Origin of the sequence: Cryobacterium sp. Y82, assembly GCF_002929495.1 — a bacterium.
GTDB lineage: Bacteria > Actinomycetota > Actinomycetes > Actinomycetales > Microbacteriaceae > Cryobacterium > Cryobacterium serini.
Genome location: NZ_PJJJ01000037.1, coordinates 320,207 through 339,248 on the forward strand (window position 1 = coordinate 320,207; position 19,042 = coordinate 339,248).

The 19,042-nt window shown below is 65.4% G+C and carries 21 protein-coding genes; 11 read left to right on the top strand and 10 right to left on the bottom strand.

Annotated elements, in window-relative coordinates:
* Positions 1 to 40: 40 nt before the first annotated feature.
* Positions 41 to 316, bottom strand: a complete 276-nt coding sequence (locus CXY70_RS18435; protein WP_233205994.1) for a hypothetical protein — start codon at positions 314 to 316, stop codon at positions 41 to 43.
* Here CXY70_RS18435 and CXY70_RS18440 point away from each other — a divergent pair.
* The 3 genes from CXY70_RS18440 to CXY70_RS16775 all read left to right on the top strand — a co-directional run bounded on the left by CXY70_RS18440 (position 305) and on the right by CXY70_RS16775 (position 2,469).
* Positions 305 to 592: a hypothetical protein gene (locus CXY70_RS18440; protein ID WP_233205995.1), complete on the top strand. Its 288-nt coding sequence runs from the start codon at positions 305 to 307 to the stop codon at positions 590 to 592. The genes CXY70_RS18435 and CXY70_RS18440 overlap by 12 nt on opposite strands.
* 160 nt (positions 593 to 752) lie before the next feature.
* On the top strand, positions 753 to 1,919 hold the full coding sequence (locus CXY70_RS16770) for a sorbosone dehydrogenase family protein (RefSeq protein WP_233205996.1): 1,167 nt from the start codon (positions 753 to 755) through the stop codon (positions 1,917 to 1,919).
* Between the two features lie 37 nt (positions 1,920 to 1,956).
* The gene (locus CXY70_RS16775) at positions 1,957 to 2,469 is read left to right on the top strand and encodes a SprT-like domain-containing protein (RefSeq protein WP_104193450.1); all 513 of its coding nucleotides are present in this window, start codon (positions 1,957 to 1,959) and stop codon (positions 2,467 to 2,469) included.
* Between the two features lie 73 nt (positions 2,470 to 2,542).
* Here CXY70_RS16775 and CXY70_RS16780 read toward each other — a convergent pair whose 3' ends face one another.
* Both CXY70_RS16780 and CXY70_RS16785 read right to left on the bottom strand, forming a co-directional pair.
* Positions 2,543 to 3,808, bottom strand: coding sequence for a hypothetical protein (locus tag CXY70_RS16780; RefSeq protein WP_104193451.1), 1,266 nt, complete (start codon positions 3,806 to 3,808; stop codon positions 2,543 to 2,545).
* A gap of 37 nt (positions 3,809 to 3,845) precedes the next feature.
* Positions 3,846 to 4,286: an EVE domain-containing protein gene (locus tag CXY70_RS16785; RefSeq protein ID WP_233205997.1), complete on the bottom strand. Its 441-nt coding sequence runs from the start codon at positions 4,284 to 4,286 to the stop codon at positions 3,846 to 3,848.
* 58 nt (positions 4,287 to 4,344) lie between these two features.
* Here CXY70_RS16785 and CXY70_RS16790 point away from each other — a divergent pair, with 58 nt between their 5' ends.
* The 5 genes from CXY70_RS16790 to CXY70_RS16810 all read left to right on the top strand — a co-directional run bounded on the left by CXY70_RS16790 (position 4,345) and on the right by CXY70_RS16810 (position 9,152).
* The gene (locus tag CXY70_RS16790; RefSeq protein ID WP_199183467.1) at positions 4,345 to 4,896 is read left to right on the top strand and encodes a hypothetical protein; all 552 of its coding nucleotides are present in this window, start codon (positions 4,345 to 4,347) and stop codon (positions 4,894 to 4,896) included.
* A gap of 46 nt (positions 4,897 to 4,942) precedes the next feature.
* Positions 4,943 to 5,581, top strand: a complete 639-nt coding sequence (locus CXY70_RS16795; RefSeq protein WP_104193583.1) for a DUF1684 domain-containing protein — start codon at positions 4,943 to 4,945, stop codon at positions 5,579 to 5,581.
* 272 nt (positions 5,582 to 5,853) lie between these two features.
* Positions 5,854 to 7,458 carry a DEAD/DEAH box helicase gene (locus CXY70_RS16800; protein WP_233205998.1) on the top strand — a complete coding sequence of 535 codons (1,605 nt, stop codon included), beginning with the start codon at positions 5,854 to 5,856 and terminating at the stop codon, positions 7,456 to 7,458.
* A gap of 105 nt (positions 7,459 to 7,563) precedes the next feature.
* The gene (locus CXY70_RS16805; RefSeq protein ID WP_104193453.1) at positions 7,564 to 8,055 is read left to right on the top strand and encodes a GNAT family N-acetyltransferase; all 492 of its coding nucleotides are present in this window, start codon (positions 7,564 to 7,566) and stop codon (positions 8,053 to 8,055) included.
* Positions 8,056 to 8,156: 101 nt separating this feature from the next.
* Positions 8,157 to 9,152, top strand: a complete 996-nt coding sequence (locus CXY70_RS16810; RefSeq protein WP_104193454.1) for a nucleoside hydrolase — start codon at positions 8,157 to 8,159, stop codon at positions 9,150 to 9,152.
* Positions 9,153 to 9,283: 131 nt separating this feature from the next.
* On the opposite strand, the gene CXY70_RS16815 is transcribed toward CXY70_RS16810, so the two are convergent.
* Positions 9,284 to 9,868, bottom strand: a complete 585-nt coding sequence (locus CXY70_RS16815) for an NUDIX hydrolase family protein (protein ID WP_104193455.1) — start codon at positions 9,866 to 9,868, stop codon at positions 9,284 to 9,286.
* A gap of 295 nt (positions 9,869 to 10,163) precedes the next feature.
* Between CXY70_RS16815 and CXY70_RS16820 the strand changes: the two genes are divergently transcribed.
* Entirely contained in the window at positions 10,164 to 10,826 is a 663-nt protein-coding gene (locus tag CXY70_RS16820; protein WP_104193456.1) for an alpha/beta hydrolase, read from the top strand.
* Between the two features lie 48 nt (positions 10,827 to 10,874).
* Here CXY70_RS16820 and CXY70_RS16825 read toward each other — a convergent pair whose 3' ends face one another.
* Positions 10,875 to 11,312: a DUF5997 family protein gene (locus CXY70_RS16825; protein WP_104193457.1), complete on the bottom strand. Its 438-nt coding sequence runs from the start codon at positions 11,310 to 11,312 to the stop codon at positions 10,875 to 10,877.
* Between the two features lie 83 nt (positions 11,313 to 11,395).
* Here CXY70_RS16825 and CXY70_RS16830 point away from each other — a divergent pair, with 83 nt between their 5' ends.
* The gene (locus tag CXY70_RS16830) at positions 11,396 to 12,247 is read left to right on the top strand and encodes a LysR family substrate-binding domain-containing protein (RefSeq protein WP_158251011.1); all 852 of its coding nucleotides are present in this window, start codon (positions 11,396 to 11,398) and stop codon (positions 12,245 to 12,247) included.
* Between the two features lie 4 nt (positions 12,248 to 12,251).
* Here the strand turns inward: CXY70_RS16830 and CXY70_RS16835 are convergent, their stop codons facing one another.
* Genes CXY70_RS16835 through CXY70_RS16845 form a run of 3 tightly spaced genes read right to left on the bottom strand, consistent with a single transcriptional unit; the run spans position 12,252 to position 14,675 of the window.
* The gene (locus tag CXY70_RS16835) at positions 12,252 to 12,650 is read right to left on the bottom strand and encodes a VOC family protein (RefSeq protein ID WP_104193459.1); all 399 of its coding nucleotides are present in this window, start codon (positions 12,648 to 12,650) and stop codon (positions 12,252 to 12,254) included.
* 31 nt (positions 12,651 to 12,681) lie between these two features.
* Positions 12,682 to 13,614, bottom strand: a complete 933-nt coding sequence (locus CXY70_RS16840) for an ABC transporter permease (protein ID WP_104193460.1) — start codon at positions 13,612 to 13,614, stop codon at positions 12,682 to 12,684.
* Positions 13,611 to 14,675 (bottom strand): ATP-binding cassette domain-containing protein, encoded by a 1,065-nt coding sequence (locus CXY70_RS16845; RefSeq protein WP_233205999.1) that lies wholly within the window; start codon positions 14,673 to 14,675, stop codon positions 13,611 to 13,613. The genes CXY70_RS16840 and CXY70_RS16845 overlap by 4 nt, the downstream gene beginning before the upstream one ends.
* Before the next feature lie 259 nt (positions 14,676 to 14,934).
* On the opposite strand from CXY70_RS16845, the gene CXY70_RS16850 reads away from it, so the two are divergent.
* The gene (locus CXY70_RS16850) at positions 14,935 to 15,396 is read left to right on the top strand and encodes a hypothetical protein (RefSeq protein ID WP_104193462.1); all 462 of its coding nucleotides are present in this window, start codon (positions 14,935 to 14,937) and stop codon (positions 15,394 to 15,396) included.
* A gap of 36 nt (positions 15,397 to 15,432) precedes the next feature.
* Here CXY70_RS16850 and CXY70_RS16855 read toward each other — a convergent pair whose 3' ends face one another.
* Complete coding sequence (locus CXY70_RS16855; protein WP_104193463.1) at positions 15,433 to 16,719, bottom strand: ATP-binding protein; 1,287 nt, start codon at positions 16,717 to 16,719, stop codon at positions 15,433 to 15,435.
* 231 nt (positions 16,720 to 16,950) lie between these two features.
* Positions 16,951 to 18,729 carry an aldehyde dehydrogenase family protein gene (locus CXY70_RS16860; protein WP_104193464.1) on the bottom strand — a complete coding sequence of 593 codons (1,779 nt, stop codon included), beginning with the start codon at positions 18,727 to 18,729 and terminating at the stop codon, positions 16,951 to 16,953.
* Between the last annotated feature and the right edge of the window lie 313 nt (positions 18,730 to 19,042).

The window sequence follows — 19,042 nt, forward strand, 5'->3', positions numbered from 1 at the left end:
ATACCCCTCCTATCCCGCGCGGCCTCGGCCGCCTTCGTCATTACAGGAACACTCCCTGAGTTTCATCATTGGTTACGATCCCATCACGCTGCGCGAAAAAGTCGACCTGCTGGCCGCCGGCGAGCGGCTCGTCGAACTCGGTAACCTGCGCAGCCTGGCCGCCCTCAATGAAAAGGTCGCACTGCTGCGCCTGGTCGGTCGGCTCGACGAAGCCTGGGAGATCGCGAATGAGGCGCTGCGCCAGTCCCGCTTCACCGGCAACCGGGAACAGGCGGTGGCCAGCCGCATCCGTCGCGCCCAGGTTTTGCAGTTTCAAGGCAAACTCGACGAGGCCGCGAGCGAACTGACCCACTGCATCCTCGATTCTGAGGTACACGAGTGGACCCGACTAGCCGCCTATGCCCGGCAGCACCGCGGCAAGGTGTACTTCGACCAGGGCAACCTCGAAGGTGCGCTTGCGGACTTCACCGCGGCCGTGTTTCTGCGCGAGAAAGACGGCGCCGATGCCGACGAACTCGACAGCTCACTGCTCGCCGTTGCGGTAGTCGAGTCGCACATCGCGGCCCGTGGGACCAGTCCCCTTCGCGCATAACTCCTGCAATTCGATGCCGGCACGTCAACCACCCGCGCAATCTCGCGGCCCCCGTCGAACGGCGCCGCAAATTGCAGGAGTTATGGTGCGTCGTGGCCGGGTGCTGGCCGTCGGGCGCGTTCTACGGCATGCTGTGTTCACCACGAAGGCGAGGTGAACGGTGACTTTTCAGGCATTTGGGCGCGCGGCTGCCACCGCGTCGGCCGCCTTGCTGGTTCTGGCGCTGGCCGCGTGCAGCGCGGACGCTCCGCGCGCCACACCGATGACGTCGACACCGGCCCAACCCGCACCCAGCGCAACCGGGACCGTGCCGGGAGACCTGACGCCGGTGCATCCGGTCGGGGAACCTGTCGTGATCGCCTCGGGACTTCAGGCTCCGTGGTCGATTCTGCGGCTGCCAGACGGCGCCACCCTCATCAGCGAACGCGACACGACCCGCGTTCGCGAATTACTTGCCGACGGCAGCCTGCGCGAGGCGGGCACGATCGAGGCAGCAGAGCCCAATGGTGAGGGCGGGCTGCTCGGCCTGGCCTTTCTGGCCGACGAAGCAGCACCCGGCGGCGCCGGCTGGGTCTATGCCTATTTCTCGACCGCAACCGACAACCGCATCGAGCGGATGCCGCTGGCCGGCGGCCCGGGCAGCCACACCCTCGGGGCGTCCACCCTCGTGCTCGATTCGATCCCGCGGGCCGGCAATCACAACGGTGGACGCATCGCCTTCGGACCGGACGGCCTACTCTACGCGACCGCCGGGGATGCCGGAGACACCGCCAACGCCCAGAACCCCAATTCGCTCGGCGGTAAGATTCTGCGCCTAACACCGACCGGCGGCGTGCCGAACGACAACCCCTTCAACACCTTGGTGTACTCGTTCGGGCATCGGAATCCGCAGGGGCTCGCCTGGGACTCACGCGGACAGCTCTGGGCAAGCGAGTTCGGTCAGAACACCTGGGACGAGCTGAACCGCATCGTTCCCGGCGCAAATTACGGCTGGCCGCACGTTGAAGGCCAAGCCGGTGACGCGGCGTATATCGATCCCCAACAGCAGTGGCCAACCGACCAGGCCAGCCCGAGCGGTATCACCATCGTGAACGACACCATCTTCATGGCGAGTCTGCGCGGTCAACGGCTGTGGAGCATCCCCGTCACCGGCCCGTCCTCCACAGCCGCACCCACCGAGTGGTTTGTGCACGACTATGGCCGATTGCGCGACGTGGTGTCAGGCCCTGCTGGCACACTGTGGTTTGTGAGTAATAACACGGATGGCCGGGGCTTCCCGGCGGCCGGCGACGACCGGCTCTTTCAGGTAGTGATCGGTCCCTCATGATCCACACGACACATCTCGCCGGAATGCTGGCAGCCTGATGGCCGATCTCACCCAGGTGCGCCGGTGGGCCGATGCGCTCATCACGATGCACCTCGACCCCGGTTGGACCTTCGGCTTCGACAACGCCAAGAAGCGGGCCGGCCTGTGCAATTTCAGCTCGAAGCACATCACCGTCTCGCGCTACCTCGCCTCCCGCTATGCCGACGACGACGTCCACCAGATTTTGTTGCACGAGGTCGCGCATGCCTTGGCCGGGCCGCGCGCCGGGCACGGGCCACGCTGGAAGAAAATGGCGTTCGACCTCGGCTACGACGGCAAGCGCACCCACGACGGCGAGATCGCCAACGAACTCGCCCCGTGGGTGGGCACGTGCCCCGCTGGCCATACTCACTTTCGGTACCGGCAGCCCACCCGGCCCCTGGCTTGTGGCCTGTGCGCCCGCCGCTTCGACCAGGCCCACGCCATCAGCTGGTTGCGGCGCGAAATCACCCCAGCCATCCGACGTCGGGCTGCGGCTTCCGCTGGGCCACGGCTGCCGCCGCAGCGCTGAGCGACGGTCAGCGACTGCCGATCAGCGACGGTCAGCGACTGCCGGACAGCGACTGCCGGTCAGTGACCACGGTTCAGTGCACGTCGTAGCGGGCGAGGGCATCGGCATCCGTTGCATGCGTCATCGCTCGACGCGCGGTGTCGAGCGCCGTCACCGGGTCGCTCTCGGCCACGGCGAGCGCGAGCTGCCGTTCGGCTTCGGCGAGGCGGGTGCGCGCGGGGGCTTGTACCCGACCCCGATTGGCAGCCACAAAGTTGCGGGTGAGCGTGATCTGGCTGCGCGCGGTGAGCAGCGCGCCGGCCAGGGCGGTGCGGGCATTGTCGAGGCGCAGCTGGCGGTTGCGCGCCTCCGAGCGGATGCTGTCCAGCCCGTTCATCGCCGCCTCAAGGGTCACGAGATCCACAGCCGGGTCGCTGAGCCGCTTGGGCTCGCGGAGCGACGCCTGAACCGCTGCGGCATCGGTAATGACGTGATTGAGCGACGCGCTCGTGTCGGATTCCTCGTGATTATCGCGCAGGGCGCGGGCTTCGGCGAGTTCCGAGCTGGCAGCATCCAGTGCCTTTTGCAGGTTGGCGAAGCCGCGATGAAGCTGGTCTTCGCCGGTTTCGATCGCATCGAGCAGTTGCGTCGCCTGGAACAGGGCGTGCTCTGCGCTCTGCAACTGCTCCCCCACCGGTTCGGACGATGCTGCTTCGAGGCGGGTGGCCGCGGCAACGGCACTGGTCCGTGCCGCTCTGAGGGCGGCGCTGGCCCGACCGACGTTTCCGCTGATCGGCGCGAGCGCCGCCGCGGAATAACTTAAGCCCAGTCGGGCGAGGGTGTTCGCGCCGCCGGCAACCCGATCGGACACCCGGTCGAGGCGTCGATGCAGTTCATCGATCTGCTGTGGGGCATTGCGTTCAACGCCGCGTTTAGCGGTGAAATTTCGGGCCTGGTTGCCCAGTCGGGTGGTCGCCTCATCGGCGAGTTGAACAATCTGCTGGTTCCAGCGGGTGCGTTCTTGAGCGGAATCCGGCACAGCGTCGTCGAGTTTCTGCTGCAGCGCGAAGGCATCGCTGAGCTGGAGCTTCGACGTCGTGAGCGCCGCAGCGAACTCCCGCGTCGCCGATTCGCCGAACTGGGCGATCGCGAAACTGAGTTCGTCGGTGGCGTCCTGCACCAGGTCGTCGGCGCGCACCAGGCTACTGGATGCGCTCCGCTCCAGTTCGGTGGCGGCCGCGCTCACCTGCCCGAGCCTGGTTCGCGTGCGCCGGCGCGAGGCGCCCACCAGCGCCCAGACTCCGGCCGCGACGAGGCCGATAACGATGACCGAGGGTACCCACCAGAGATCGCCATTCATGCGCTTGAGTCTAATAAGGGATTACTGACCAAACGCCCTACCGGTCGTCGGCGGAGGGCCGCCGCATCTGCTGCCGGATCATCTCGAAGTCGTGCCGCGAGATTTCGAGCACTCCGCGGCGCAGTTGGAAACCCCAGTTGGCATTATCGCGGGTCAATTGCAGCACCGATAACAGCGGGCGGATGCTCGTGGGCCAGGCATCCAGGTCGTAATCGGCTCGTCGGCGCCAGGGTCGCCACTCGTTCCCTGGGTCTCCTACCCGGTAGGCGTGGGCATCCGCTATGCGGCCGATCGCGGTGAACTCCTTCAGCGGATCACCCTCGATCGCGGTCTTGGGCGAGTAGTAAACGATGCCGTCGGCCTCGCCCATCTGCGCGATCACGTCTCCGGCCCCGCGATTGGCGCGGGCGATGCCCAGATCGACCCCGCGCAGCACATGCTCGCGGTGCACAACGCCGAGCCAGAACCGAATTGCCACCTTTCATTTGTACTGCATTTAGTTGTGTCGCATGCCACGCTCAGACCAAACTAGAGCCATGCGCGTACTGCTCAAAGAGATCCTCGACTGCACACCGGATGCCGCCTGGCACGCCATCCACAGCCCGGCCGTCTTCCGTGAGGTGAGCAGCCCGTTCATGGCGGTAGAGTCGCTCGAAGCCGACGGGTTTCCCACCCGCTGGGAGCCGGGCGAACACCCGGCCGAATTCTCCATGCTCGGCCTGGTGCCGATGGGCACCCAGGTTATTCGGCTGGCCAATTCGACGCACCGTGCCGATGGGGTGCGAATTCTGCGCGATACCGGTCGTGGTGTGTCGGGCGCGCTGAGTGCGGTCACGCTTTGGGACCACCGCATGGCTATCGCGCCCGACCCGGCCGGTACCGGCAAAACGCTCTACCGCGACCAGCTCATTTTTCGCGGGCGCCCGGCCACTATCGCACTCTGGCCGACCTTCTGGGCGTTCTGGCAGTGGCGGATGCTGCGCCTGAAGCATCTCGCGCCCCACTGGCAGTACGACATCGGCATCGACGAGGCGGGCTTCGTACCTTCGTCGCAACGGGTGACACCCACCGAGAACGCCGAAAGCTAACGGATCGCCTCGTGTGGATCATGCCCTCGGCGGTAGCGTAGCCACCATGAGCTCTTCCCTCGCTGCCCTGCAGATCGCCGACTGGCGCCGCCTGGTGACCGGACTATATGCGGGGGTGCGCCAGTTGAGCGCGAGCAGCCCGGCGAGCGGGCACGAACTGTGGCATTCCGGACGCGACGAACTGTTCGCCGGGCATCCGTCGTCACCCTTGCTGCCCGACGACCGTTCGGCCTTCACCGGGCTGCCGATCGCCGCCTACGACCCGGACTGGCGGTTCGAGGTTGAGGTGCACCGGGCCGAAGAGCCGCATCGCATGAACGTGGAAACGGGAACTGACGGGACGGTGCCATTCGACCTGGTCGGCACCGTGCGACTGCCGTACCTCGGTTCGCTCGACGTATGGCGACTGGTGAGTTATGGCGGCGGACTGTTCCTGCCGCTGAAAGACGCCCTCGCCGGTAAGAGCGACGGTACCTACGGCGGTGGACGTTACCTGCTCGACACCATCAAGGGCGCCGACCTCGGCCCGGGTCTGGGCGACGACAGCCTCATCCTCGATTTTAACTTTGCCTACAACCCCTCCTGTGCGTACGACCCGATGTGGGCCTGTCCACTGCCGCAGAGCGGCAACATTATCGACGTTGAGGTGCCCGTTGGCGAGCTGTACCACGGCGATCACTCCTGACGGCCAGTAGCCGATTTGACAGCATCCGCTAGAGTAGGAGTACTTGCGAGTGCGTAGTTGCGCTCGCTGCGTCGTAGAACGCCCTCTTCTCTATCCGGCGGCCCACCAGGGCCGACCTGATTTTTCGAATGAAACATTCTTACGGCGAACGGATGTGCCCTTCGGCACCTTCGCCATGTGAATCCTCCTGGTTTGCTTATCGCTGCGCGGTAATTCGAACGGGCGAGGAGACTGATGCCCTGAAAGGCACCACTTTGTCTACAACCACGACTGTGTCCACAACTTTTGGCACACTTGGCGTACCAGCTCCCCTGGTTAAGGTTCTCTCCTCCCAGGGAATCGACACCGCCTTCCCGATTCAGGTCGATACTCTTCCTGACACTCTCAACGGCCGTGACGTGCTCGGCCGCGGCAAGACCGGCTCGGGCAAGACCCTGGCCTTCTCCATTCCGATGGTCTCGCGTCTCGGCGGCAACCTCGCCGGCGGCAAGCGTCGCCCAGGCCGCCCGCTCGGCCTGATCCTCGCTCCAACCCGCGAGCTTGCCACGCAGATCACCAACGCGATCACCCCGCTCGCTGAGGCTTACGGCCTCAACACAACCACCATCTTCGGTGGCGTCTCGCAGGGCCGCCAGGTTGCTGCACTCAAGGCCGGCGTCGATATCGTCGTAGCCTGCCCCGGGCGGCTCGAAGACCTCATGAAACAGGGCTTTGTCAACCTCGACACCATCGAGATCACCGTGCTCGACGAGGCCGACCACATGGCCGACCTCGGCTTCCTACCCGTCGTCACCCGCATTCTCGACAAGACGCCCGGCAACGGCCAGCGCATGCTGTTCTCCGCGACGCTCGACAACGGCGTGGACAAGATCGTCAAGCGTTTTCTGCACGACCCGGTGATGCACTCCGTCGACGAGGCCAACAGCCACGTTTCGGCGATGACCCACCACGTGTTCGAGGTCTCCGGCGTCGACGCCAAGAAGGATCTCGTGCAGAAGCTGGCGAGCGGCTCGGGCCGTCGCATCCTCTTCATGCGCACCAAGCACCAGGCCAAGAAGCTTGCCAAGAGCCTCACCGACGCGGGCATTCCCTCCGTCGACCTGCACGGAAACCTGTCGCAGGTGGCCCGTGACCGCAACCTCGCCGCGTTCAGCGCCGGCACCGTCAAGGTTCTCGTCGCAACGGATGTCGCCGCCCGCGGCGTGCACGTCGACGACATCGAACTGGTGATCCACGTCGACCCGCCGGCCGAGCACAAGGCCTACCTGCACCGCTCTGGCCGCACCGCCCGCGCTGGCAGCGCCGGTGACGTCGTTACCGTCGTGCTCCCTGAGCAGAAGCGCGACACCGACGCCCTGCTGCGTAAGGCCGCCATCAAGGTGACCCCGCAGCGCGTGGATTCTTCCTCCCCGGCCGTCGACGCCCTCGTCGGCGACGTCGCTGCCTACGTCAAGCCGGCTCCCCGCGTCGAGGCACCGCAGCAGCAGCGCCAGTCGCAGGGTGGTCGCTCACAGGGTGGCCGTTCACAGGGTGGCCGTGCTCAGGGTGGTCGTGCCCAGGGCGAGCGCGTTGGTCGCCCGAGCCGCGACGGTGACTCCAGCCGCGGTGGCCGCGATGCCGGCGCCAGCCGAGACGGTGCCCGCACGGATCGTAACGACGGCGGCCGCGGCCGGAGCAGCGACTCGGCTGCGAACGGTGGCGCCCGCCGCGAGCGCACCGGTCGTCCGGCCGGCGCGTCTACGAGCGCGCCCCGCTCCGGTTCGGCCGCTGGCCGTTCCGGCGGAGCCCGCGTCGGCAGCCTCCAGGTCGGCGGACTCGTTCGCGGACCGGGCTCGGGTGGGGCTGGTCGTTCGGCTCCGCGCCGCTCGCAAGGCTAAGCCGGCAGCATCCGCTCGCGGAAACGGGCCGGTCTCTTCGGGGGCCGGTCCGTTTTTTGTACCAGAGCGTAAAGGGGCACCCGCAAACACGGTTAGGGTCGAATCATGAACACCACAGTTGTCGTTCGACCCGTAAGTGAAACGGATGCCGAAAGCCTGGGCCGCGTACACGCCGCCTGCTGGCATGAAACCTACGATCACCTGCTCAGCCAGGCCGCCCTGTCCCAGTTGCGACCGCATCGTCTGGCTGCCCTGTGGGGCCGCTTCACTGCCCAGGGCACGCAATATCGCCAGAATGTCGTGCTCGTCGATGGCGAGATCGTGGGCTTCGCCGGCAGCGGACCGACGCGCGACGGTGACCAGCCCACCCCGAACGAGTTGTTCTTCATGTACCTGCTCGAGGCTAACCACGGTTCCGGCGTCGGCCAGCAGCTCTTCGATTCCGTCGTCGACCCGGGCCCGTCGTCGTTGTGGGTAGCCGCAGACAACCCTCGGGCGCACGCCTTCTACGCCCGAAATGGCTACGTCGCGGATGGTCTCGAGCGCAACGAAGAGGTGCTCGGCGAGACGCTGCACGAGGTGCGCCTGGTTCGGTAGTGGCCTGCTCACAAGTGCAAATTTTGCCGTTCGACGCTGGATTGCGGTCCCAAACGTCCCCACGGGGTTTTTGGGCAGACCTGAAGCAATAGGGTGAGCGGATGACTCATTTCGCGGCCCCCGAGGCGATCCCCGTCATCCTCGATGTTGACACCGGGGTCGACGACGCCCTGGCCCTTTTGTTCGCGTTCGCTCACCCGGGTATCAACGTGCTCGGCATTAGTTGCGTGGCCGGCAATGCCTCGCTTGAGCGCGTTGTCGAGAACACCCTGCGCATTCTCGATGTCGCGGATGCCCCGTATATTCCGGTGGCCGCCGGGGCAAGACGCCCTCTGCTCGAGCCGGCCCGATCGGCCGCGCACGTGCACGGCGAAGGCGGCCTCGGGACCCTGCAGCTTCCGCCGAGCGACCGCCACGCAGAGCCGATCAGTTCGATCGAGCTCATGCACAAGCTGATCCAGGCCAGCCCGCACCCAGTCACCCTGGTTGCACTCGCCCCGCAAACCAACCTCGCGCTGTTGCTGCGCCAGTACCCCGATGTGGTCGACAACATCGAACGCATCGTCTTCATGGGCGGATCCACCACGGTCGGAAACGCCACCGCCGTCGCCGAATTCAACGTTTGGCACGACCCGGAAGCCGCGGCCATCGTGCTCGACTCCGGCGTGCCCACCTTCATGTACGGCCTCGATGTGTTTAATCAGGTTGCGATTCCGGAGCACGTCGCCAGTGCACTCATGCACAGCGACTCCGACCTCGCCTACGTTGTCGGTCAGTTACTCGGCAACAGGATCGCGCTCGGTTCGGGCCGCAATGCCGACTACACCGGACTGATCGGCGACGCCGGTGCCCTGTGCGCCCTGGTCGACCCTGGCGCATTGCAGACGGCCATGCTGCCGCTGCGCGTGCAGCTCTCCGGCTACGGCCGGGGCCAGACACTCGTCGACAAGCGCACGCATCCCGGTGAGGACATCATGCACGGCCTGGCGGGCGAGTGGGAGGCAGCCGAGGTCGCGCTCGACGTCGACGTCGACCGCTACGTTCGCCTGTTCCTCGACACGCTTGGCCTCGGTTCGGCGCTGCCGCTGTCCAAATAACGGCCGGGCCGTCAAAGCGGATGCCGTGGTCCGGCTATTCCCCTCGCGGCACGCGTTAGAGAAGTCGGCACGGCTTCCAACCAGGACCGGCTTCTTGAAGAAGTGCCGCGAGGCCGTGACACACCGACGCGTCAGTACAGCTGGCCGACCGAGGCAAGGGCTGCACGCAGCAGGGTGCCGCGGCCTCCTTCCATTTCCGCCGATACGCCGGGGGATGCGGCCTCGGCCGGGGTCATCCAGGTAATTTCGAGCGCGTCCTGGCGGGGATCGCAGGTACCGCTGACGGGAACGACGTAGGCCAGCGAGACGGCGTGCTGACGGTCATCCGTGTAGGCGGTGATGCCGGGCATGGGAAAGTACTCAGCGACCGTGAATGGCACGGGACTGGTCGGCAGTTGCGGAAAAGCCATCGGACCGAGGTCTTTTTCGAGGTGACGAAACAGTGCGTCCCTCAGGGTTTCTCCGTACAGCACGCGGCCAGAGACCAGGGTTCGGGTCATTTCGCCGGTCGGTCGGGCGCGCAGCAGCACGCCGACCTCGACGACCTGGCCGAGACCGTCGACCCGCACGGGTACGGCCTCGATGTAGAGAATGGGCAGCCGCCGGCGAATCTCGGCGAGCTCGACGTCTTTCAGCCAGCCCGGATTCGTATTCGGGGCTCCCGCGGGGGGCTTCGGCGTCCAGTCCGGGTCTGGGTCAGGGGTTCGCACGCTCATAATGCCATTCTGTCTTACGTGGCCACCGCGCGCGCACCCGGTCCGGATCCGCCCGGTTACCCAACGTCGGTTTCCCCGATGCTGCGCGCATAACTCCTGCAATTCGTGCGGTGTCTGTTTTCCTCGGGAGTATTTTGGGCCCATCTGGCGGCTCGCACCAGTTTTCTGCAGGAGTTATGTTCCACTGCGATCGGCAGAGTTGCCGAGGATCGCCGGCCAGGCGCAAATCGCGGACACGGAGATGAAAGTATGGACAAGCGCGGCGCCAACACGTCGCGAACCCCGGGAGGACTTCATGACCGTCAGCACCCCCATCGATGCCGCCGCCGTACTCTGGTCAGCGACCGGCGCCGACCAGGCTGGCCGACCGTTGCTAATTATCATGCATGGCTACGGCTCGCACGAGGGCGACCTGTTCTCGCTGGCCCCGCACCTGCCGCTCGCGCCGGTGATCTCGGCCCTGCGTGCGCCGCTTCCAGTTGGTGACGGCTGGGCCTGGTTTCCGATCAGTGAACCGGGCAGCCCCGACCCGGCCGCCGTCACCGCCGCGGTCAGCGCCGTGCTCGCCTGGCTCGATGCCCTGCCGGAGCATCATCCGGCTGTCGGGTTGCTCGGATTCTCGCAGGGCGGCGCCATGGCGCTCGAGCTGATGCGCGCCGCGCCCGACCGGTTCCGTTTCGCGGTGAACCTTTCCGGATTCGTCGCGAACGGCCCGCAATCCAGCGACGCCGCGTTGGCGAAGCAGCCGCTTCCGGTGTTCTGGGGCCGCGGCACCGCTGACACCGTGATCCCGCCTAGCGCGATCGGACGGACCCAGGCGTGGCTGCCAGCACACAGCAGCCTGACCGAGCGCATTTACGAGGGACTTCCCCACTCGATCTCGCAGGCTGAACTCGGCGACGTCGTCAACTTTCTGCGCGCCCAGTACGGTGAAAGTGCGCCGGTGCCGAACGCCTAGGCCCGCTCCGGAACGGGCGGGGTTTTCATCGGACCCCGTGACGACGTGCTAGCGGTCGCGCTTGGCCTGCTCCTGGGCGGCCTGGCGCTCGACGTGCGCCTTCTTGGCCGCGCGCTGGGCGTCGCGGTCTTTCACCGCGATCTGGTCGGCGCGCACGCCGGCCTGGGTAGAACGTTCAAGCACGAGCCAGGCCGGCGGCTGCTGGAGCAGGGCGGCGATCTCTGCGGTGCCGAGCGGGTCGGTGATCTCGCTGCGGGCCAGGCCGGAGATCGAGACGCCGAGCTTGGCGGCGACGACCTGACGCGGGTGCGGACCGTTGGCTCGCAATTCGACCAGCCATTCCGGCGGGTTCGCCATGAGCTCGGCCAACTCGGTGCGGCTGACAAATTCGGTCTGGAACTCGGCCGGTGCCGCGTCAAGCAGAATCCCGAGTTTCTGGGCCGCCGTGGCGGGCTTCATGGTCTGGGGCTTCTTCTCGGAACTCATTGTTCAAGCGTATAGCCTGAGAGGGCCCCTGTTTGGGCAAAGCGCACGCTGTACTGCCGTCAACTACCCGAGAAAGGATGCCGGTGAGCTTTTCCATCGCCTTCGTCGCCGGTGTCACCCCCACCAAATGGACTCGCATCTGGGGCGACCGCCGCCCCGACGTTCCCCTCACCGTGTTTCGCATCGAGGCCGCTGAGCAGATTTCAGTGCTGCACGACGGTCGCGCCGAAGTCAGCCTCGTGCGCCTGCCGATCGACGACACCAACCTGAGCGTCATCAACCTGTACAACGAGATTCCGGTCGTGGTGGCGGCGAAGGATCACGTCATCGCGCAGGCCGAGACCGTGCTGCTGGCCGACCTGGCCGACGAACACCTGTTGCAAAACCCCGATGATGTGCCCGAGTGGCGCGACATTGCCACGGAGGTGCGCGACGGCAGCGGTCGGCCCCTGCCGTCGATGAGAGACCTCGACGAGACTATGGAGCAGGTCGCCGCCGGCGTCGGCATCATCATTGTGCCGCACGGGGTCGCCCGGCTGTACAGCCGCAAAGACGTCGTGTCTCGCCCGGTCACCGACGTGGCCGACACCCAGATCGCCCTCGCCTGGATCACGCGGGAGACCACCGACGACATCGAAGAGTTCATCGGAATCGTGCGTGGGCGCTCCACGGCGAGTTCGCGAACGGATGCCGGCCCGTCCGCTGCCGCCGACGCCGCCGCGACCGCAGATGGAGAGCCCGAAGTTCCACGCGATGGCCGCCCGCAAAAGCCACCGCGCAAACCGAAGAAGACTGACAAAGCGAAGGCCGCGGCAAAGGCCATTCGGGTTGCCGCCGCAAAAGCGAAACCTGCTGTACGCAAGAGAACCGAGAGCGCCCCTGGCCGCACCCGGCCGACCAAGAACCCAAATAAGGGCAAGGGCCGCGGGCGCTAAGAACTTACGGGTTTTTGAGCACCGACAGAATATTGCCGGCGGGATCGGTGAACCAGGCAATATCGGGGCCCGCTCCGCCGCCGGGCGCGATGCCTTTGTCATTCTGCTCGAAACCGTCGTAGTGCAAAAACTCCACGCCGCGCTCGGTGAGCTCGTCGACCGTCGCATCGAGATTGGTGACCGCGAAATTGAGAATCGTATAGGTGGCCGGCACGAAGTCGGGCTTCGGGTAGACGATGACAGTTGCTCCGCCGGGCAGGGCGATGCGCAGCACACCCATCTCCCCCACCGTGACGTCGAGTCCGAGGGTCTCGTCGTAGAAAGTGCGGGCAGCGTCGAGGTCGGAAACGGCGAATCCGCTGAAGCCGGCAACGATTCCAACATTGTGCTCGGTCTGGGGCATGGGTGACTCCTTCAGTCGGAATAGTGATCGGTCAGCGGGAACTGATCGAGGCGAACTTGCGAATACACAGCGGCACGAAGACCAGCAACATCACGGTGATACCAATGAGTACGGTCAGAATGGGATTTTGCATTGTCCAGATATCCGGCACCGGGGCGGTGCCAAGGTTGCCGAAGAGCTGCCGCACGGCCTGCACGAGCGACGACACCGGGTTCCACTCGGCAAAGACGCGAAGCGCTGTCGGCAGGGTCTCGCTCGGCACAAAAGCGTTCGAGACGAAGGTCAGCGGAAAAAGAATCAAAAACGACGCATTGTTGATGACCTCTGGGCTTTTTACGCTCATACCGAGTAGCGCCATCACCCAGCTGAATGCGTAACCAAACAGCAACAGCAAGCCGACTCCGGCGAGGAATTCAGCCGGCGAGGTGTTCACCCGCCAGCCAACCGCGAGGCCGGTCGCCATCATGATGATCATGGAGATTGTGTTCAGCACGAGGTCGCCATTCGTTCGACCGACGAGCACCGCGGATGCGTTCATGGGCAAGCTTCGAAAGCGGTCGATGATCCCTTCCTTGAGATCGAGCGCCATGGCCGCGCCGGAGAACGTCGCCCCGAACACGACCGTCTGCGCGAAAATACCAGCCATGAGAAACTGCGTGTAGTCGCTGCCCTGAACGGCGATCGCTCCGCCGTACACCTGGCTGAACAACAGCACGAACATGATCGGCTGGATCACAGCGAACACGAGCATGTCGGGCGAACGCTTGATCTTGATGAGGTTGCGCTTAGTGACGGTCCAGCCGTCGGAATACCAGAGCGAGAACGGATTCCACGTGGGAAGTGGGGGCAGGGTGCCCACCCGAGATTCGCCCGGGGCGGGACTCGCCTGAGTTCCAGCGGGCTTGGGCGTGGTGGACACGGGCGTGGTGGACTCGAGCGGTGCACCAGAGTGCCGGGGGCTCATTTGGCTTTCTCCAGATCTGCCGGGGAGGCATGGGCCGCGCGTGCCTGGTCTTGTTTGGCCTGTGCCCGTTTCGAGAGTGTGGGCCCGCCGGCATCGTCTTCGTTGGTCGCGTTCAGGTCGGCCTTGTGACCGGTGAGCTTGAGGAACACATCGTCGAGGGTGGGGCGACGCATGCCAGCATCGTGCAAATTGACCTGCGCCGCACGTAGGTCAGAGAGCATGTTTTGCAGCGCGGTCGGGCCGTCCGTGACGGCAACCTCGACACCGCGGCCATCGGTCGATACCGAGGGCTCACCCGAGCCGTGGCGGGCCAGGATCTCGCGGGCAGTCCCGCCATCGGCGGCATCGACGAGGGCCACCACCACGCGGTGCCCGCCGATCTGGGCCTTGAGTTGATCGGAGGTGCCCTCGGCGATGACGCGGCCGTCATCGATAACGACAATGTCATCGGCGAGCTGATCGGCTTCTTCGAGGTATTGCGTGGTCAGCAGTACAGTGGTGCCGTCGGCGACGAGATGCTTGATGACATCCCACAGGGCGATACGGCTGCGCGGGTCGAGCCCGGTCGTCGGTTCGTCAAGAAAGAGCACCTTGGGATTGATGACCAGGGCGCCGGCGAGGTCGATGCGCCGCCGCATACCGCCGGAGAAACCTTTGACCGGCCGGTTCCCGGCGGCGGTCAGCTCGAAGAGATCGATGAGCTCCTTCGCCCGCTGGCGAGCGGCCGGGCCGCCCAAATGATAAAGACGACCGACCATCTCGAGGTTTTCCAAGCCGGTGAGGTTCTCGTCGACCGCGGCGTACTGGCCGGAGACGCCGATGATCCGGCGTACCGCCTTGGGGTGGAGCACGACGTCGATTCCGTCGATGACAGCGGTGCCGGCATCCGGTCGAATCAGGGTCGTGAGCATTTTCACGACGGTGGTTTTTCCGGCCCCATTTGGGCCGAGAAGGGCTTTCACTGTGCCGCGCGGAACCTGCAGGTCGAGCCCGGCGAGCGCGTGTACCGGCCCGCTCTTTGATTGGTAGGTCTTGGTCAGGCCCTGAGCCTCAATAATCACTAAATCAGTTCCTTGCCTGGATATAGAGAAATTGGCCGGATGTAAATCGTCCTACCCTGCGATGTTAACCGGGCCTGATTCCTTTGACAACCGATTCTCCGCTCCGGCTGATCCGATTAGCGCTCCCTGTGAGAATCTCAGAAACGGGGTCTATTTCTGGCACCCACCACGGAGGACGCTATGCACTGCCAATGATTCGCCTCGGGCAGCTGAACTCCTGTCACTATGCATTCAGGGAAACACCCATGGAGAGGTACTCATGACCACGACTACTACGCAATCAACTGACGAACACATGCAGTCCACCGCGCTGCACCGGGAGAACACGGGCGAGCGCCTGATCAATCAGGGCCTACTGATGCGCCGCATCACTGTCGGGCTCTCGCTTGCCGTCGTGGGGGCAATCCACATCCTTGATCTCCCGGGTAAATTCGCCGAAACCCCGTATCTGGCGTTCGCCTATATCGGGCTCATCCTCGTCGCCGCCGTCCTCGTCGAGCGGGTACTGGTTGTCGGTTCGAGAATTGACTTCCTTGCCGCAGCTGCCCTGTCAGCAGCCGTCATCATCGGCTTCATCGTCAATCGCACCGTTGGTATGCCGATGGCAGCGGGGGACATTGGAAACTGGCTGGAGCCGCTCGGTCTGCTCTCACTCGCCGTCGAGGGCTTCGTTATCTGGCAGGCGCTGGTCGCCGTTGCGCTGCACCGCACCAAGCGCTAGCTTTACGCCCAGACTCTCGCTCCGGAAGATCCGCTCCTAGAGCCGGGCGAGCCGCTCGATGTCTTCGAGAAACTCGGCCGCGACCTCGTCGGACACGGTTCGGCGGGTTTCGGAGATCGCGACCTCATAGTCTTTGGTGCTGGGGCCGTTGATGAGCGGTCCGTCACCGGCCTTGTACAGCGCTTTCTCAAGCGCGTGTTGGGATGCTCGGTGAGCGGCGTATTCGACGTCGGCCGGCGAGAACCCGTCGCTCTGCTCGACCAGAACGCCGAGATCGACTTCGCCCGACACCGCTTCTGGAATGTAGCGCTCCCAGATGGCGTGGCGGGCGGCAACATCCGGCAGCCCGATCGGCACAACGTAGTCGAAGCGGCCGTGGCGGAGGAAGGCGGAGTCGAGCGCGCGAATGAAGTTCGTCGCACAGACGAGCAGGCGACCGGGTTGTTCGCGGAATGCCGGGATGATCTTGAGCAACTCGTTGGTGACACCCTGCATGGCCGATGGCGGTTCGCCCGAGCGCTGGGCGGCGATCTCCTCGACCTCGTCGATAAACACGACAGCGTGTTCGAGCTCGGCGATCTTCAAAAAGGTTTCCCGCAGTGCGCCGGCCAAGCCCAACGGGTCGGCGGCGAGGCGGGACGGAAAAACCTCGACGAACGACCACTCCAGGCGCGAGGCGATGGCCTTGGCAAAGGTGGTCTTTCCGGTGCCCGGAGGGCCGAACAGAACGACGGCTTTGGGCGGCGATACACCGTATTGCTCAGCGAGTTCGGGTTTAGCCAAGGGCATGACCAACCGGCGCTCAAGCAGTTCCTTCTCCCGTTCCATACCGCCGACCTTCTGCCACAGGTCGCGCGGCAGTACGCGACCGCCCAGCTCACCGAGCAATTTAAGCTCCTCCCGCTGCACGGGAATGTGCCGCTCGAAGTAGCGCAGGTTCTTCTTCACCTCGAAGCCGCGGTTGAGAAAGGGATCGACGTTCGTCTCTGATTCGGGCATAAGCGCCGACAGTTTGGTCATGCCGTGCGGGGCCATACGGGTTTCTAGGGCAGCAAGCAGGGCCGTGCCGATGCCCTGGCTCTGCCAGCTTTGCGCGGTCGCCAAAAATACGATCCAGCCTTGCGCGTGAGCCGCGCGGCCGACTGCGGCACCGACGACCTCGTCGCCGTGCACCGCAACGACGGCGTGATCCTTCTGGCAGGAGGCGAGCACCTCGGAAAGGCCGTAGACCGGCTCTGTGTCTGAGGCCTTGATCTCTTCCCACAGGCGCAGAATGCCGTCCAGATCGTCGGAGTGAAAGTCGCGCAGTCGCCAGCCAGTCATCGTAAACCTCGCATCGTTGGTGTGCAGCCAATCTATTGCACCCGCTATCCGCCCTCGACCAGACCACCACCGTTCCCTGCCCCGGTGCGGGTCATAACTCCTGCAATTTGGCGGGCCAGTTCTGGTGAGCCCCGAAAACACGCTCAACTATTCGACCCCGTAACTGATTTGCAGGAGTTATGCGGGATGAGTCAGCCGTACAAGCACCGAGACACGGCTGGCGCAGCCCGCTCAGGCCCGAAATGCGGCGGCGAGGATGCGCGGCAACTTGCGCGCCGCTGGATGCGCGGCGAAGCCGGTCAGCAGGCGGGCGGTCAGCGTGCCACTTCGAGACGATACGAACCACGGCGGCTTCGGCAACAGCGCCCATTCACCATGCATGACCGAGCGCGGAAACGGCCGAAAAGGTCCCCGCACGACGGTGCGCTCGACGTCGTCAAGCAGCAGGGCGTTGTGCACCACGCCGATTCCACTCTGCACGTTGTCGAGCGTATGCCCGGGAAACGCGCCCCACGGCGCCGCCGCTGACAGAAAGCCCACGCCGGTCCAGGCATTGATCGCGATCGTTCCGTAGCGCAGGCGCGCCACGGCCTGCTCAAACCCCGGCCCGAGCCGCCGGATGGTGGCCGGCACTCCGAGAATATTAGCGCCAAGAGTGCCCAGAAAGTCGCGGTTGACGGTCTCCACCGCCGAGTCGAGAAAGACCTGACCGAAGCCGGGTAGTTCGACCACACCCAGAACCGGCGCAAAATATTCCGTCGTGAGCATATCTTCGGTTGAAGCGGATGCCGCGCCCGTCAGGCCGTGCCCAACTCCAGCTCCAGCCGATCGGCCGAACGCGGCCGAGGTCACCAGCGCCGCAGTCATCGGCGGCGCGGAGGCCGCTACGAGCAGGCGCCCGCCGGGAATCGACTGCGCGGCCGGGTAGGCGGCGCTGGCTGCTCGCATCCGGTCGTCGCTGCCGGGGTACCAGGCCGGTCGTGTCGGCGCGGCAGCGAGGGCAGCGGCGACCGCCTCGAGAAATGCGCGCTTCTGCGGCCAGGCGGCGCTGAGCACGAGCACCTGCCCGGCGATGCAGTTATAGCCGCCGTTGTGCAGCCGCATGGTGGCGACGTGTTGGGCCTGGTAGCGCAGGTCCCTGCGGCTCCATCGGCCCGGCAACACGATGATCGGGGACACTCCGCCGAGTTCGCTGCTGATCGGTTTACCGAGGCGCAAAGTTGTGGACCCACCGAACACGATCGCGTCGTGGGTGGCCGCGCTGCCGGTGATATGCACGTGCCTGATACCAAGGTGGTGGGCAAGGTAGCCGCCCACGTCGGCGCCGCCGGTGACGATGCGCAGCAGGCCCTGCTCGATGAGCGGGGCGAGGGCCGCCCGATAGATCGGCAGCAGTTTGTCGAAGGTGGGATTGAGCTTGAGTATCGAGGCCCGATTGTGTGCCACGAGCTCGTAGAGTACATCGAGCGGGGCGATCGAGCTGATATTGCCGGCACCGAGCACGAGACCGACCCCGCCGGCCACTGTCGGAGTGAGTTGGCCCAAACCGGCCGATACCCGGGCACGCTCCATGGTGACGCCCGGCCGCAGCCAGGCCTGGGCGCTGAATCCGTGGAGAAGCAGCCCGTCCCACGCGTTGTGCGGCAAGACGGAAACCGTGACGCGACCGCCCGGCGCGCGCCCGAATCTCTGGCCGGCGAGCGGGCTGCGCCCGGAAGCGAGCGCCCGCAGGGTACGGCCGAGTGCGTTCAGCGAGGTGAGCACTGCGTACGGTCCGGTTAGCCATTCTTCGCCGATCAGCAGCGACGACGGGTCTAGACCTTTGGCGCGGGCCGCAGCAGCCACCCAGCGCTCGGCTTCCTCAGAAACGGATGCCCTGGTGCGCGCCAGCAAATCGCCGCGCGCCCCGAGCGGAGTCGCCCCCCACCGCTCGCTTCCTTCGGCCAGCTCAGCGATTGCGAGGTCGAGCTGTGAACTGTGCAGGTCGGTGCGGTCTGCCGTCGTAGACATTAATCTCCCGTGATTGGCGCCCAGACTAGCCCATCGACTAATAACTGTTGCCTGTGCGGGCGTCTGCGCCCGGTGTGCTGGGCGCAATCGTCGGAAGTTAGAACAGTCCGGGTATCCGCCCGAAGCGGCAGGCTAGGGCAGGGTCACCGGGCAATGGAGCTGGGTACGCTCGCCACTGCGATCGATGTCGTGCTGGTCCATGGGCTGGGCACAGACCGGACAGCTACGCACGGGCGCCGGCTGTGCGGGAAGCAGATCGGACCCGCTCAAGCCTACCGGAGGCGGCCCGAGAATGGGAAACAGCCGGCCGTTC

Bases quoted from the DNA above. Each gene is read 5' to 3' on its own strand.
- CXY70_RS16775 (WP_104193450.1), top strand. From the start codon at position 1,957: ATGGCCGATCTCACCCAGGTGCGCCGGTGGGCCGATGCGCTCATCACG.
- CXY70_RS16780 (WP_104193451.1), bottom strand. From the start codon at position 3,808: ATGAATGGCGATCTCTGGTGGGTACCCTCGGTCATCGTTATCGGCCTC.
- CXY70_RS16790 (WP_199183467.1), top strand. From the start codon at position 4,345: ATGCGCGTACTGCTCAAAGAGATCCTCGACTGCACACCGGATGCCGCC.
- CXY70_RS16795 (WP_104193583.1), top strand. From the start codon at position 4,943: ATGAGCTCTTCCCTCGCTGCCCTGCAGATCGCCGACTGGCGCCGCCTG.
- CXY70_RS16805 (WP_104193453.1), top strand. From the start codon at position 7,564: ATGAACACCACAGTTGTCGTTCGACCCGTAAGTGAAACGGATGCCGAA.
- CXY70_RS16810 (WP_104193454.1), top strand. From the start codon at position 8,157: ATGACTCATTTCGCGGCCCCCGAGGCGATCCCCGTCATCCTCGATGTT.
- CXY70_RS16815 (WP_104193455.1), bottom strand. From the start codon at position 9,868: ATGAGCGTGCGAACCCCTGACCCAGACCCGGACTGGACGCCGAAGCCC.
- CXY70_RS16820 (WP_104193456.1), top strand. From the start codon at position 10,164: ATGACCGTCAGCACCCCCATCGATGCCGCCGCCGTACTCTGGTCAGCG.
- CXY70_RS16825 (WP_104193457.1), bottom strand. From the start codon at position 11,312: ATGAGTTCCGAGAAGAAGCCCCAGACCATGAAGCCCGCCACGGCGGCC.
- CXY70_RS16835 (WP_104193459.1), bottom strand. From the start codon at position 12,650: ATGCCCCAGACCGAGCACAATGTTGGAATCGTTGCCGGCTTCAGCGGA.
- CXY70_RS16840 (WP_104193460.1), bottom strand. From the start codon at position 13,614: ATGAGCCCCCGGCACTCTGGTGCACCGCTCGAGTCCACCACGCCCGTG.
- CXY70_RS16850 (WP_104193462.1), top strand. From the start codon at position 14,935: ATGACCACGACTACTACGCAATCAACTGACGAACACATGCAGTCCACC.
- CXY70_RS16855 (WP_104193463.1), bottom strand. From the start codon at position 16,719: ATGACTGGCTGGCGACTGCGCGACTTTCACTCCGACGATCTGGACGGC.
- CXY70_RS16860 (WP_104193464.1), bottom strand. From the start codon at position 18,729: ATGTCTACGACGGCAGACCGCACCGACCTGCACAGTTCACAGCTCGAC.